This is a genomic window from Mesorhizobium sp. CNPSo 4689, assembly GCF_057784325.1.
The window spans coordinates 63,852-77,340 of sequence record NZ_JBWLUZ010000004.1; the positions used below are offsets into that span (position 1 = coordinate 63,852).

General features: G+C 63.7%; 12 protein-coding genes. 7 read left to right on the forward strand and 5 right to left on the reverse strand.

The annotated features are described in order from the left end of the window. Nucleotides 1–336: 336 nt before the first annotated feature. From AC04SI_RS07975 to AC04SI_RS07985, 3 genes are all read right to left on the reverse strand, one after another. Nucleotides 337–591, reverse strand: coding sequence for a DUF982 domain-containing protein (locus tag AC04SI_RS07975; protein WP_404276048.1), 255 nt, complete (start codon nt 589–591; stop codon nt 337–339). A 211-nt stretch (nt 592–802) separates the two neighbouring features. Beyond that, on the reverse strand, nt 803–958 hold the full coding sequence (locus tag AC04SI_RS07980) for a YjiS-like domain-containing protein (protein WP_404276049.1): 156 nt from the start codon (nt 956–958) through the stop codon (nt 803–805). 341 nt (nt 959–1,299) lie between these two features. Then, the gene (locus AC04SI_RS07985; RefSeq protein ID WP_404276050.1) at nt 1,300–3,375 is read right to left on the reverse strand and encodes an oxidoreductase; all 2,076 of its coding nucleotides are present in this window, start codon (nt 3,373–3,375) and stop codon (nt 1,300–1,302) included. A 72-nt stretch (nt 3,376–3,447) separates the two neighbouring features. Between AC04SI_RS07985 and AC04SI_RS07990 the strand changes: the two genes are divergently transcribed. Continuing rightward, complete coding sequence (locus AC04SI_RS07990) at nt 3,448–4,398, forward strand: LysR substrate-binding domain-containing protein (protein WP_404276051.1); 951 nt, start codon at nt 3,448–3,450, stop codon at nt 4,396–4,398. A gap of 53 nt (nt 4,399–4,451) precedes the next feature. On the opposite strand, the gene AC04SI_RS07995 is transcribed toward AC04SI_RS07990, so the two are convergent. Beyond that, nucleotides 4,452–5,354, reverse strand: a complete 903-nt coding sequence (locus AC04SI_RS07995) for a GNAT family N-acetyltransferase (protein ID WP_404276053.1) — start codon at nt 5,352–5,354, stop codon at nt 4,452–4,454. A 241-nt stretch (nt 5,355–5,595) separates the two neighbouring features. On the opposite strand from AC04SI_RS07995, the gene argE reads away from it, so the two are divergent. From argE to AC04SI_RS08025, 6 genes are all read left to right on the forward strand, one after another. Then, complete coding sequence (argE, locus tag AC04SI_RS08000; protein ID WP_404276054.1) at nt 5,596–6,720, forward strand: acetylornithine deacetylase; 1,125 nt, start codon at nt 5,596–5,598, stop codon at nt 6,718–6,720. Nucleotides 6,721–6,732: 12 nt separating this feature from the next. Next, entirely contained in the window at nt 6,733–7,656 is a 924-nt protein-coding gene (locus AC04SI_RS08005; RefSeq protein ID WP_404276055.1) for a 2-hydroxyacid dehydrogenase, read from the forward strand. Nucleotides 7,657–7,678: 22 nt separating this feature from the next. After that, nucleotides 7,679–8,032, forward strand: a complete 354-nt coding sequence (locus tag AC04SI_RS08010) for a cupin domain-containing protein (RefSeq protein WP_404276460.1) — start codon at nt 7,679–7,681, stop codon at nt 8,030–8,032. Nucleotides 8,033–8,177: 145 nt separating this feature from the next. Continuing rightward, nucleotides 8,178–9,641, forward strand: a complete 1,464-nt coding sequence (locus AC04SI_RS08015) for an aldehyde dehydrogenase family protein (protein WP_404276057.1) — start codon at nt 8,178–8,180, stop codon at nt 9,639–9,641. Nucleotides 9,642–9,651: 10 nt separating this feature from the next. Next, entirely contained in the window at nt 9,652–10,695 is a 1,044-nt protein-coding gene (locus tag AC04SI_RS08020; protein ID WP_404276059.1) for a tartrate dehydrogenase, read from the forward strand. 17 nt (nt 10,696–10,712) lie between these two features. Then, complete coding sequence (locus AC04SI_RS08025; protein ID WP_404276061.1) at nt 10,713–12,170, forward strand: NAD-dependent succinate-semialdehyde dehydrogenase; 1,458 nt, start codon at nt 10,713–10,715, stop codon at nt 12,168–12,170. Nucleotides 12,171–12,208: 38 nt separating this feature from the next. Here AC04SI_RS08025 and AC04SI_RS08030 read toward each other — a convergent pair whose 3' ends face one another. Beyond that, complete coding sequence (locus tag AC04SI_RS08030; protein WP_404276062.1) at nt 12,209–13,483, reverse strand: NAD(P)/FAD-dependent oxidoreductase; 1,275 nt, start codon at nt 13,481–13,483, stop codon at nt 12,209–12,211. Nucleotides 13,484–13,489 lie beyond the last annotated feature (6 nt).

The window sequence follows — 13,489 nt, forward strand, 5'->3', positions numbered from 1 at the left end:
GCGCGCAAAGCCACGCATCTGCGGGAGAAAGCCGAACCAGGCTTGTCGGCGGTTCCCAGCTGGCACAACCGTCCCCGCAGCGGCCCGACAGTCTGTTGGGGGTAGAACTGCGTGACCGCCGGGCCTAACCGGCTAGGGTGGCAAAGCCGGCTTAGCGTCAATAGTAATATTAGCAACTCCTTAATAAAAGCCTGCGGCGCAGTTTTCCCCCAGTTTTAGGGCTATGTCGCTCTCCCCTTGCCTTGCAGTTGTTCGTCCGCACTGCCAACGTCCCAATCAACCATAGTGCCAGAAAGAAGCGGCGACCGACGAAGGTGGCCGAGGCGGCATAGGTATTCAGTTTTCTTCTTCAATGCGGGGAAGGAGGCGACCATTCTCTATGGCGGCAATCCTGAAGCACCTCCTGGCCTCCTGCGGAGTCGCATTGCCAGTCAGGGCGGCGGTGCAAACGCGTGCCGCTCGGTTCCAGTGCGGGCCACGCTCGGTCCATGTCAGGAGTTCCTTGGACGCAGCCTGTACGTCGCTGATCAGAAGTCGGTGACCGGCATTGGTCTTCACAGGGACCTTGGGGCTGAACGAGAGAGCGGACATTAGTAAAGTCTAATGGAGCAGCGGAATGTTGGGTAGAAATTTCTGAGCGGAGCTAGCGTAGTCTGCTCGCTGACAGGCCCGTCGCTTCTCGCCACAGCGGCCGCATTATCTATCCTTTTGGCGTCGCCGCGCCCCGCAGCAACACCGCCGTCGAGGAATTTGCGTAGGTTCGGTATTGCGGTTTCGACGGTCGTGACCCGCCTCCATCATTTCAACGAAGCAGGCTGGCGTGGCAGGCACGCTCGCGGATCTCTTCGCGAGAAATGCCAGCATCCGCCAATGTGCTGTCCGGGACCTGCCTCAAGCTCGCAATCGTCTGGCGATAGGCAAGCCAGCGGGCAAAACGGTGTCGAAGTTCATACAACATGATCGTCTCCTTTGGCGCGCGGAACGCCCGCGCGCCTGGGTTGGTCGAAAGCGCAAAGCATTTGCGCGAAGCACATGCCGATCGAAAGGATAGCGCTGGCTTCTTGGCCAGCTTTGGCGCTTCTCGCTGTCCCGCCAGGCAGGATGGTCCAAGCCTCCAATGCCTGGATACTTGCGTGTGATGCCCGCTTCGCGCTACAGCCACGGTCGTAAGGAGTTTTTCATTTCTGCAAAATGGATATCGGTTTGGCGATCCTTTGAAACGTTAGGTATGCGGTCCAATGTCACCCACGATCGAGGTCGCGCCCACCGCCCCTTCGTGGCTGTCGGGCTGTCGCCCGTCTACAATTGCGAACAGAGACGGTAGGACTCATAGATCGACGAGTAGATATCCCGGCTGGCAACCGCGTCCCCAATGCGGTGTAACTCGAACGATCCCGCGATCGGGGAGGGGGTGTCCCCCTTCGCCCTCGCTGCCGTCATCAGCGCAATGTCGGTGACGCCGTTGTTGGAAGAGCGGGCACGCAATTCCTGATAAACGTCCTCCATGGGGACCGTGCCACGCTCGATTATGAGTTGGGCAGCACGCATTTCAGTTTCTGCACCTGTGAGCTCATGCCGGAACCTGCCGATGATCCCGTTGCCATGGCGCGCTGCCTTGGCCAACCGGACATCACTGACAACCCGGATGCCGAGTTCCGACAGGCGCTTGCGGAAAATTACCCTATCCGGGTAGGGGGTCTCGATCGCCAGCGTGTCGTCCGCGATGGCGAGTGTAACCGTGCGCCCCATGCGAGCAAGATGCAGGGCGCAGGAAACCGCGGCCTGGCGTCCAGTCTCATCGTAGATGAGCACATCGTCCTTCGCCGGCACGACCCCGGTCAAGACGTCCCAAACACTGTCGCAATGTTCAGCGCCCTCCAGCCATTCCATATCGGGAACGCCGCCGGTGGCGACGATCACCGCGTCGGGTCTTGCGGCAAGGACAAGCTCTGCATCCGCATAGGTATTGAGACGGACTTCCACGCCAAGGCGCGCGAGTTCGTCGATGCGCCAGTCGACTATGCCGATCAAATCCTTGCGGTCGAAGGCGGAGGCCGCGACGAGCACTTGTCCACCAAGCCGCGCTCCGGCTTCCAGCAGGGTCACGCTGTGCCCGCGCTCGGCGGCGACCCTTGCCGCCTCCATCCCGCCCGGACCACCGCCGACCACGACCACCCGTCTCGGTGTTTCGGCCCGCTCGATGATGTGGCTGACGAGCGTTTCGTGTCCGCTGGCCGGGTTGTGGATACAATGGACCTTCTTGTAGAGGCAGTAGGACGCGCCGACGCACGGGCGGATGCGTTCTTCTTCTCCGCGCATCACCTTGTTGACGATATGCGGGTCGGCAATATGTGCTCGGGTCATGCCGACCAGATCGACAAGGTTCTCGCGGATCGCATGCCGCGCCGTGGCTATGTCCCGAATGCCTGCAGCGTGGATCACGGGCAGCCTGGTTTCCCGTTTGAACTGTCCGACCAGCGGCAAGAACGGCGCGCTCTGGCTGAACATGCCGGGCATGTTCTGCTCAGCCAGCGACAAGTCGGTGTCCATGCGGCCAAAGATACAGTTGAAGAAGTCGATATGACCTTCCCGCTCGAACAGTCTGGCGAAGGCAAGACATTCCTCGAAATCCGACCCGTCCTCGACGGCCTCGTCGATCACGAGGCGGATGCCGACAGCGAAGTCGTCGGCCACCGCGCGACGAATCGCCTCGTGCACCATCAGGCCGAAGCGCGCGCGATTTTCCAGCGAGCCGCCGAAGGCGTCCGTGCGTCTGTTGGTTCTGCGCGAAAGAAATTGACCAATCAGATGCCCGCCGGTGACTGTCTCGATGCCATCCAGATCGCCGGCCTGGCAGCGCCTGGCGGCACTGGCGTAATCCTTGACGATCCTGTCGATGTCCGCGGCGTCCATCTCTTTCGGAAAATTCCGGTTTCGCGTCTCACGAACGCGTGACGGCGCCACCGGCGGCAGCCAATTCCCGGCATAGGCAGTAGCGCGCCGGCCAAGGTGCGACACCTGGCACATGACGGCGGCACCATGGCGATGGATGCGCTGCGACAGCGACTGGAGATGCGGGACAATGCGGTCGCTCGAAAGATCCAGCTGACCGCCGCCCCAACTCGAGTCGGGCGAGGTCATGGCCGAGCCGCCCACCATAGTCATCGCCAGGCCGCCGCGCGCTTTCTCCTCATGGTAGCGTTGGTAGCGCTCGAGCGGCTGGCCGCCATCGTCCAGCATCGAAGCATGACTGGTGCTGACAACACGGTTGCGCAGCGTCAGATTCTTGAGCCGAAACGGCTGAAGCAGAGGATCGCTGGATGTGCTGCCTGCTTGAGATCCCGCTACCTTCACGTCCTGCTCCGCCCCATTCATGAAGGTTATACTTCGCCATTTCCGAGATCGCAGAAAGCTTGAAAATTGTTGGGGTGGCTATACGCTGGGCGCATGGCTGGCTTCGCAAAACTCGTTCCTTCAGCGCGTGGACTTCTTGTCTTTGAGTCGGCTGTCAGATCGGGAAGTTTCACGGCCGCCGCCCGGGAATTCAACGTCACACAACCGTCCGTCAGCCGAAGCATCGCCCAGCTCGAGGCCGATATTGGCGTCGCTCTTTTCACGCGGGGTCCAACGGGGTTGACCCCGACCCCAGATGGACGTGCCCTCTATTCGGCTGTGCGGGAGGGATTTGACGGCATCCAGGAGGTGATCCACAGGATCAAGGAGAAGAATGCGGCAAAGCCGGTCGTGACGCTCTCCCTTTCGAGTTCGCTGGTGACGCATTGGTTTGTTCCGAGGCTGAGCGCCTTCAATACAAGATTTCCAGATGTGGACCTGAGATTCGAATTGATCGCGGGCGTTCTGCGCGGGCCGGCCGAAAACGTCGACCTTGCCACGAGAATCCTGGCCGATGACGACACGAGCTATCATCGTTGGGCGTTCTCGCCGGAAATCATCGTTGCGGTATGCAGTCCTTCCTACCTGTCGGTTCGTGGTCCGTTGAAGCACGACGCGGACGGCGGAGGTCATGTCCTGCTCCATCTCACCGATCCCAAATTGCAGTGGCTGGACACTTGGGGCCACGTCGCCGACCGCAAGACCAGCAGGGCAAAGTGGCTCGAATTCTCAGACTACGCGGTTGTGCTTCAGGCCGCGATGAACGGGGAAGGCGTCGCGCTCGGCTGGCTCAGCAACGTTTCGAGGGCCTTGCTTCAGGGAGCACTTGTTCCGGCTTCGGACCGGCAGATCAACACCGGCCGCACTCATCACCTGATTGCGCCACGCTCGCGGCCGCTGCGGCCTGTCGTCTCCGAGATCTGCGCTTGGATGATTGCCGAGATGCAAGCGGAGTTGAAGGCTTTGCACGCAACATTGCGGCCGGACGTCTGGCAATCGGGTTGAACGTCGGGCCGGCTCTCTTGTCGACTAACTATCGGAGCGCGTCCTGGGCTGAACTACCCGAGAGTTTGACTGGCAAGGGTATAGGCCCTCGGTGTAGCCGCGCCGCCGACGGAAAAGTCAGCGAGGCGTTTGCCCAGCGACATGGTCAGCACTGTGTCAAAGACCGGCATTCCGCTGTGCGGCAGAAATGCGGCGAACTCGCCGCTTTTCATATGAGTATCCACCCGCAGGAAAGACCCCGAATGGTCGGCCACGTGCGGCCGGACCACCGCGATGGCATCGGTATCTCGCTCCGCCACGACCGGACCGATGACGTGGCCGCGGCCGAAGCGCCGGCAGAGGGCGAAGGCCTTGAGCGCGTCCTCGTCGAAGAGCCCGTAGCCAACGGACTGGTCGAACAGCTTTTCGACAAGCGCTGGTCTATGCACCCCGAAACCAGCCGCGTCGAGTGCGATGATTGCCGGCAAGTGTTCGGCCCGCAGCTGACGGACCTCGCCACGCGCCTTGTCTATTCCAGCCGCCGTGGTGGCGCGGCCAATCCCCTGGCACTGATAGACGGTCTTCTCCGGCTTGAAGTCGAGCGAAAGATAGAGCCGCTTAGCCGCCCGGGTCGCATTGAGGCGCAAGTCGCGCCCGACCACATTGTCGAAGACCCGCTTCATCAGCCATTGCCCCGCCCCCAGCGTCTGGAGTCGCGGCGAGGTGATGACCATTCCCACGGTGGCGAAATCGGCGCCGTGCGCGAACCACATGGCCGAACCGAGAACCCGGCCGATGTCATCGAGCGCCACGAACCCCTCTCCCGACTCGCGCAGGAATTGCCAGTCCTCGGCCCGATGCGGCCATCCCACGGACAGAGATAGTGCGTGCAACCGGTCCAACTCGACGCCTTCGATGTCGCCGATACGCATCGAGAAGTTGTCGATTTTCAAGTTTCCGGACGGCTTCAATTCCATGCCTCTGAAAGATACCCGCAAATTGACGGGCGACACGCCGCAGCCGCCCTCTGTCCACCAACGCTAAACAAACACGCCCGTACGATTTGCTCGAAAGCCACGTGCTAACGCAAGATTCAACTGAAACATTTCCGCTTTCGGCACGCAATCGCGGGAGAACGCAGACATCCTCTGCGGAAATGTTGCCGCACACAATCGTCGGCATCGATCCCGGCGAACCCGAAACGCCTTGAGGGCTGGAATGGACGTCTTCGATATCCTCGACCGTCTCGTCGCCTTTCCATCGGTCGCCGGCAAGCCGAACGGTGACATCGCCGGCTGGATCGAGACCCAGCTCGCAGAACACAGGACGAAGGTCTCCGTTCTACCAGGGCCGGAAGGCGACCGTTTCAATCTTTTCGCGACGATCGGCCCCGCCGATGTCCCGGGCTACATCCTGTCCGGCCACATGGACGTCGTTCCCGCCGGCGAGCCGCAATGGAGTTCGGCTCCTTTCGCGCTGCGCCGGGAGGGTGAACGGCTCTACGGACGCGGCACCACGGACATGAAGGGGTTTCTTGCCGCGGCACTCGCGGCCGTGCCTATGCTTGCGGGACTGCGCCTTGCCAGGCCAATCCACCTCGCCTTCTCCTATGACGAGGAGGTGGGCTGCCGCGGCGTGCCGCACCTGATCGCCCACCTTCCCGAACTTTGCGCCAAGCCGCTCGGCGTGATCGTCGGCGAGCCGAGCGGCATGCGCGCCGTGCGCGGCCACAAGGGCAAGGCAGCCGCCCGCGTGACGATCAACGGGCGCTCCGGCCATTCTTCGCGGCCCGATCTCGGCCTCAACGCCATCCACGCCATGGCCGGTGCGCTGAGCGCGGCCGTGAGCGAAGCCGGGCGGCTGACGAATGGTCCGTTCGACCCTGCCTTCGAGCCGGCCTACTCCTCGCTGCAAGCGGGCGTGGTGGCGGGCGGACAGTCGGTCAACATCATCCCCAGCGCCTGCACGCTGGATCTGGAGGCGCGCGCCATTCCAGGCGTCGACCCGGCCAGCCTGCTCACGCCGGTAAAGGCGCGGGCAGAGGCGCTTGCGGCCGAAGGCTTTCGGATCGAGTGGACGCCGATGAGCGCCTATCCAGCGCTGTCGCTGCCGGAGGACGCGGCGCTGGCGGCACTGCTGCGCGAGCTGACAGGCGAGGTGCCGCTTGCCGCCGTCAGTTACGGCACGGAGGCCGGACTTTACCAGGCCTCCGGGTTCGATGCGATCATCTGCGGCCCCGGCGACATCGGCCGCGCCCACAAGCCGGATGAGTACATTCTCACCAGCGAACTCGCCGCCTGCCAGCGATTGATCGAGGCGCTGGGCGCCCGCTGCGCTGCTTGAAGGGGAATCGGAATGACATTCCTGTTCAATTCGGATGCGCGGCGCGGGGCGATCTTCGCCGATGCCTTCGCGAGGGACCTACCGGACGTCCCCTTCACGATCGATGCCGCAACGGTCGATCCCGACGCCGTGCGCTATCTGATCAGTTGGACCGTGCCGGATAACCTCGCCCGCTACAGCAACCTGGAAATCCTGTTTTCCATCGGCGCCGGCGTCGACCAGCTTCGCCTCGATGCGGTGCCTCCTAACGTGAAGATCGTGCGCATGATCGAGGAAGGCATCGTGCGCATGATGCAGGAATATGTAACGCTTGCCGTGCTCGCCCTCCACCGCAACCTGCCAGCCTATCTGGCTCAGCAGCGCGCCGGCGAATGGAGGGATATCGCGCAGCTCCAGGCCAGGTCGCGCCGACTCGGCGTGCTTGGCCTCGGGCAACTCGGCCAGGCCGTCCTCGACCGGCTGAAGCCCTTCGGTTTCCCGCTCGCCGCCTGGAGCCGCTCGCCACGGCAGATCGAGGGCGTGACCTGTCATCATGGCGAGCTTGGGCTGGAGGAGATGCTCGCGACCTGCGACATATTGATCTGCCTGCTGCCCCTGACCAAGGAGACGCGCGGTTTCCTGGATGCCGACCTGTTTGCGAAACTGCCAAAAGGCGCGGCGCTCGTCCACACGGGCCGCGGGCCGCAGCTCGACCACGAAGCGCTTGTCGCCGCGCTCGACCGCGGTCAACTCTCGGCGGCGATGATCGACGTGACCGATCCCGAACCGCTGCCCGCAGGACATCCGTTCTGGTCGCATCCGAAGATCATCCTGACGCCGCATATCGCCAGCGTCACCCAGCCCGCGACCGCCGCGCGGGCCGTCATCGACAACATCAAGCGTCACCGCGCCGGGCTCGATCCAATCGGGCTCATCGACCGGTCTCTCGGCTATTGACGTCCAAATGAAAGGTTATCCCTTGTCCCTGCTCAAAACCGTCGACACCAATCCAGCCTTCCCGCCACGCGAATCCAAGGCGCTGCCCGAACGACTGATTGCCGGCAACCCCGCGTTCAAGACCTGGGCGCAGGATGTCGCCAAGTCCGACCTCGTCCACACCGGCGTCTGGGAGGCGACGCCGGGAGAGACGCGCTCGATAAAGGGAGAGACTTTCGAGTTCTGCCACATCCTCACCGGCGTGATTGAAATCACGCCCGATGGCGGCGAGGCGGTGACCTACCGCGCCGGCGACAGCTTCGTGATGAAACCTGGCTTCACCGGTGTTTGGAAGACCATCGAAACGGTGCGCAAGATCTACGTGACGGTAGGGTAATTGGGTCCGCCTGAGGTGCCCCGCAACAGATTTCGCCGTCCCTCATCGCCAGCACGCAACAATCATCCGCGACTGATCGCCGAACGGTGCACGCTGCGGTCATGCTCGCGCTAGGCTCCTCCAGAATACTGCAAGGTGGTCGCCCATGAACCTGAGCTTCGATCCGGACGCGGTTCCCCTCCCCATTGGCCATTTCATTGGCGGAGAGCTGATCGCGGCTGAGGGTGCGATCGAGGTGCGCCGACCGTCGGATGGCAGGGTGTATGCCGCCTGCCCCGTGGCCGATGTCGATATGATCGACCGTGCGGTGGAAAGCGCCAAGGCGGCGCTGAAGGCCAGCAACTGGGGCGGCGTTCGACCGCGCGAGCGCACCCGGGCACTCCAGGCCTGGGCCGACCTGATCGAGGCGGAAGCCGAAACGCTGGCCAGGATCGAGGCGCTGTGCTCCACCCGGCCCGTAGCTCAGGTCGTTGCCGGCGACATCGCCGTGACCGCCGAGCAGATCCGCTTCTTTGCCGAGTTCGCCGACAAGGAAGGCAGCGAGCTCGTGCCGACCGACGACGCCAGTCTCGGCATGATCATGAGCGAGCCCTATGGCGTGGTCGGCGCGATCACGCCTTGGAATTTTCCCATCTCGATGGCCGGATGGAAGCTCGGTCCAGCACTGGCTGCGGGCAATGCGGTGGTGCTGAAGCCGTCGGAAATGACGCCCTTCTCGGCGGTCTATCTGGCAGAGCTCGCCGTTAAGGCTGGCCTGCCGGCCGGGCTGATCAACGTGGTTCTGGGCGACGGTCCGACGACCGGCACCGCGCTGACCGGCCATCCCGAGATCGCCAAGGTCAGCTTCACCGGCTCGACCCGCGCCGGCTCGGCCATCATGGCGAACGTCGCCCGCACCGGCGTCAAGCCGATGACGCTGGAGCTCGGCGGCAAGAGCCCGCAGCTCGTCTTTGCCGATGCCGATCTCGACAAGGCGGCGGCGGCGATCTCCGGCAGCGTCACCTTCAACGCCGGCCAGGCCTGCGTGGCCGGCACGCGCCTGATCGTCGAGAAGAGCATTGCCGACAGACTGATGGCCGCCATCCTGGAGCGGATGAAGGCGCCCCGGCCCGGCCCGACTTGGGACGAGGCGACACACTATTCGCCGATCATCTCAGACCGGCAGCGCGCGCGTATCGACGGCATCGTCAAGGCCGCGGTCGAGGCAGGCGGCGAATGCCTGACCGGCGGCAACGCCATGGACAGTCCAGGCTATTTCTATGAGCCGACGCTGATCGCAAATATCGACCAGGCCAATCCGGCGATCGTCGAGGAAATCTTCGGCCCGGTCCTGACCGTCCAGACCTTCGAGACCGAAGAAGAGGCGCTGGCGCTGTCCAGCCATCCGACTTACGGGCTGGCGTCTGGCCTGTTCACCTCCGACCTGTCCCGTACCATCCGCTTCGCGCGCAAGCTCGAAGCGGGGACCGTCTGGGTCAACCGCTACAGCCGCTCGCGCGACCATATCCTGCCCACCGGCGGCTACAAGCGCTCCGGCATCGGAAAGGATCTCGGCCGCGAGGCTTATCTTGCCAACCGCAGGACCAAGAGCGTCCTGATCAGCCTGTAAAGAGATACCGATGAATTCCTACTCGATCGCCTTGATACCCGGTGACGGCATCGGCCGCGATGTGACCGCCGCCGCTTGGACGGTGCTGGAAACAGTGGCCAAGCACTCCGGCTTTGTCCTGAAGGGAACCGAATTCCCCTGGTCTTGCCGCTTCTTCAAGGAGACCGACCGCATGATGCCCGAGGACGGCATAGAAATCTTGCGCGGCTTCGATGCCATCCTTCTCGGCGCGGTCGGCTGGCCGGCGCAGGTGCCGGATTCCGTCTCGCTGCACGGCCTGCTGCTGCCGATCCGCAAGGCGTTCGTGCAATATGCCAACATCCGGCCGCACCGCCTGCTGCCGGGCGTGACGGGGCCGCTGCGGGCCGAGAGCTTCGACATACTGTGCATCCGCGAGAACACCGAAGGCGAATATTCGGGCGCCGGCGGGCGCGTGCATCAAGGCACGCTGGACGAGGTCGCGGTGGAGACCTCGATCTTCACCCGTGCCGGCGTCGAGCGCATCCTGCGCTTCGGCTTCGAGCAGGCGCGGTCGCGGCGGCGCAAACTGGCCTCCGTCACCAAGTCCAACGCGCAGAAATACTCGATGGTGTTCTGGGACGAGATCACGCGAAAGCTGACTGCGGATTATCCGGACGTCGAAGTGACCAGCTATCATGTCGACGCGCTCGCCGCGCGCATGATCATGGCGCCGGAGAGCCTTGACGTGGTCGTCGCCTCTAACCTGTTCGGCGACATCCTGACGGATATCGGCGCCGCGATCCAGGGCGGACTCGGCTACGCCGCCTCCGCCAACATCAATCCCGACCGCTCGGCGCCCTCCATGTTCGAGCCGGTGCACGGCTCGGCGCCCGACATCGCCCATCTCGGCATCGCCAATCCGATTGCCGCCATCTGGTCCGGCGCAATGATGCTCGACCATCTGGGCGAAAAGGCTGCGGCCGGACGCGTCATGAAGGCGGTCGAAGCTACGACCGCGCGAGGCATTGGAACAACTCCCGGCAAGGACAGCACGGAAGCCATTACGGCCGCCATCGTTGCGGCACTCACCTGATTGCAAGGTCGTTTTCGATGAAAAACCTGAAAGACAAAAGTCTCTTCCGCGAAGCCGGACTAGTCGGCGGCAAATGGGTCGCTTCCGGTTCCGGCAAGACGGTCGATGTCGTCGATCCGGCGACCCAGGCAGCAATCGGCACGGTGCCCGACATGGCCGGTCCGGAGACCCGCGCGGCCATAGAGGCCGCGGCTTCCGCCTATGGTGACTGGAAGAAGAAGACCAACGCCGAGCGCGCTGGCCTCCTGGAGGCCTGGCATGGCCTGATGCTTGCGCATCTGGACGATCTGGCGCTGATCCTGACGACGGAACAGGGCAAGCCGCTGGACGAGGCCAGGGGCGAGATTCGTTACGGCGCTTCCTTCGTCAAATGGTTCGCGGAGGAGGCACGCCGCATCAACGGCCATACCATCCCCTCGCCGACGTCGGACCGGCGCATCATCGTGCTGAAGGAGCCGGTCGGGGTGTGCGGCATCATCACGCCCTGGAATTTCCCCAACGCGATGATCACCCGCAAGGTCGCGCCGGCGCTGGCAGCCGGCTGTACTGTGGTCATCAAGCCGTCCGAGTTCACGCCCTACTCGGCGCTGGCGCTCGGCGTGCTTGCCGAACGGGCGGGCATCCCCGCCGGCGTCATCAACATCGTCACCGGCATGCCGGCCGAAATCGGCAACGAGATCATGGTGAACGAGACCGTTCGCAAGATCTCCTTCACCGGCTCGACGCGGGTCGGTTCGCTGCTGATGCGCGGCGCGGCCGATACTGTGAAACGGCTCAGCCTCGAACTCGGCGGCAACGCGCCCCTCATCGTCTTCGACGACGCCGATCTCGATCTCGCCGTCGAGGGCGCGCTTGTCTCGAAGTTCCGCAACGGCGGCCAGACCTGCGTCTGCGCCAACCGCATCCTCGTCCAGGCCGGTGTCTACGAAACCTTCGCCGCGAAGCTTTCCGCTCGCGTCAACGCCATGAAGGTAGGACCGGGCACAGAACCCGGTGTCGCCATCGGGCCGATGATCAACATGGCGGCGGTCGAGAAGATCAACCGCCACGTCGAGGATGCGCTCGCCAAAGGCGCGGCGATCATCACCGAGAAGCTGGCGCTGCCGGGTGGTCCTCAGTATGTCGCGCCGCTGGTGCTGATCGGCGCCACAAAAGACATGCAGCTCGCCGGCGAGGAAACGTTCGGCCCGGTCGCGCCGCTTTTCCGGTTCGAGACGGAAGAGGAGGCGATCGCGCTGGCCAACGGCACGCCCTACGGGCTTGCTTCCTACTTCTACACCGAGAACCTGAAGCGCGCCTGGCGCGTCGGCGAGGCGCTGGAGTTCGGCATGGTTGGGCTCAACACCGGCTCGGTCTCGATGGAAGTGGCCCCCTTCGGCGGCGTCAAGCAGTCCGGGCTCGGGCGTGAGGGGGCGCAGGCAGGTATCGAGGAATATCTTGAGATGAAAAGCTTCCACATGGGCGGACTCAGCTGAGGCAATTTGGCTGAAGGCCGACTGGGTCGGATCGACGGTCACTGGATCCGGTCGAGCGCCTTGTAGTAGAAGCCGACGATCGGCAGGAACCAGGGCTTGCCGGAATAGCCGGGAATGGAGGGCCACTCGAGCCCCTTCAGTGGATTGCGGTCCTCGCGGCCAAGCATGGCATCGGCCATGATCATGCCGAGATGGGTGGAAAGCTGTGCGCCGTGGCCGGAATAGCCCATCGCATACCAGACCCCATCATGGTAGCCGGCCCGTGGAAAGCGGTCCTTGGTCATGTCGACCAGCCCGCCCCAGCAATAGTCGATCTCGACCTTGGCGAGCTGCGGGAAGATCGCCGCGAGGCCCGCCTGCAATATCTGTCCGCTCCTGGCGTCGGAGCGCTGGTCCGATGTCGCAGAGAAGCGCGCGCGGCCGCCGAAGATCAGGCGTCTGTCCGGCGAAAGCCGGAAGTAGTTGCCGATGTTCATCGATGTCACGCACGTCCGGTTGCCGGGCATGGTCACGGCGATCTCGGCGTCGCTCAACGGCCGCGTGGCGATTATGAAACTGCCGACGGAGATGATCCTTCGGCGGAAATAGCCTAAATTCGGCGTGGTGTAGGCGCCGGTCGCCACCAGCACATTGTCGGCGCTGATCCGGCCGCGCGAGGTGATGAGCTCATGCCTGCCACCGGCCTGCTTGCGGTCGGTCACAGTCGCGTTCTCGTGGATCACCGCACCGTGGCGGGCGGCGGCCGTGGCCAGGCCTGCCACATAGCGGCCCATATGCATCATGGCGCTCTTCTTCGACAGCATCGCGCCGTGGAAGGGCGAACCGATCTCGGATCTGAGATCGGCCGCAGACAGCAGTGCCGTATCCGGATCCACTTCCACATGAAGGGCTTCGAAATTGCGGGCGATCGCTTCGAAATGTTGCGGCTTGGAGGCAAGCTTCAGCTTGCCGGCGCGGCGGAAGTTACAGTCGATGCCTTCCTCGGCGACCAGCGCCTCGATGGTGTCGACGGAACTGTCCAGCGCCCGGTAAAGCGCGATTGCCCGTTCCTTGCCGAGCTCCGCCTTGGCCGAAAGGTAGCTGTGGGCGAGGCCGTTGTTCAGGTGTCCGCCATTGCGACCGGATGCGCCCCAGCCCACGCGCTCCGCCTCCAGCACTGCCACCTTCGCGCCGGCCTTCGCCAGTTGGCGCGCCGCGGCGAGTCCGGTGAAGCCGCCGCCGATGATGGCGGCATCGTAGTGCCCCTCGACCGGGCCTTGCGCCCCGCCGGTAAAGACAGGGGCGGTGTCGTGCCAGTAGGAGACCAATTTCATCGGCAA

What these genes read in the sequence shown, in the direction of transcription:
- argE (WP_404276054.1), top strand. Translation starts at nt 5,596, where the DNA reads ATGGACGTCTTCGATATCCTCGACCGTCTCGTCGCCTTTCCATCGGTC.
- AC04SI_RS08005 (WP_404276055.1), top strand. Translation starts at nt 6,733, where the DNA reads ATGACATTCCTGTTCAATTCGGATGCGCGGCGCGGGGCGATCTTCGCC.
- AC04SI_RS07980 (WP_404276049.1), bottom strand. Translation starts at nt 958, where the DNA reads ATGTTGTATGAACTTCGACACCGTTTTGCCCGCTGGCTTGCCTATCGC.
- AC04SI_RS08025 (WP_404276061.1), top strand. Translation starts at nt 10,713, where the DNA reads ATGAAAAACCTGAAAGACAAAAGTCTCTTCCGCGAAGCCGGACTAGTC.
- AC04SI_RS08030 (WP_404276062.1), bottom strand. Translation starts at nt 13,483, where the DNA reads ATGAAATTGGTCTCCTACTGGCACGACACCGCCCCTGTCTTTACCGGC.
- AC04SI_RS08020 (WP_404276059.1), top strand. Translation starts at nt 9,652, where the DNA reads ATGAATTCCTACTCGATCGCCTTGATACCCGGTGACGGCATCGGCCGC.
- AC04SI_RS07990 (WP_404276051.1), top strand. Translation starts at nt 3,448, where the DNA reads ATGGCTGGCTTCGCAAAACTCGTTCCTTCAGCGCGTGGACTTCTTGTC.
- AC04SI_RS07975 (WP_404276048.1), bottom strand. Translation starts at nt 591, where the DNA reads ATGTCCGCTCTCTCGTTCAGCCCCAAGGTCCCTGTGAAGACCAATGCC.
- AC04SI_RS08015 (WP_404276057.1), top strand. Translation starts at nt 8,178, where the DNA reads ATGAACCTGAGCTTCGATCCGGACGCGGTTCCCCTCCCCATTGGCCAT.
- AC04SI_RS07985 (WP_404276050.1), bottom strand. Translation starts at nt 3,375, where the DNA reads ATGAATGGGGCGGAGCAGGACGTGAAGGTAGCGGGATCTCAAGCAGGC.
- AC04SI_RS07995 (WP_404276053.1), bottom strand. Translation starts at nt 5,354, where the DNA reads ATGGAATTGAAGCCGTCCGGAAACTTGAAAATCGACAACTTCTCGATG.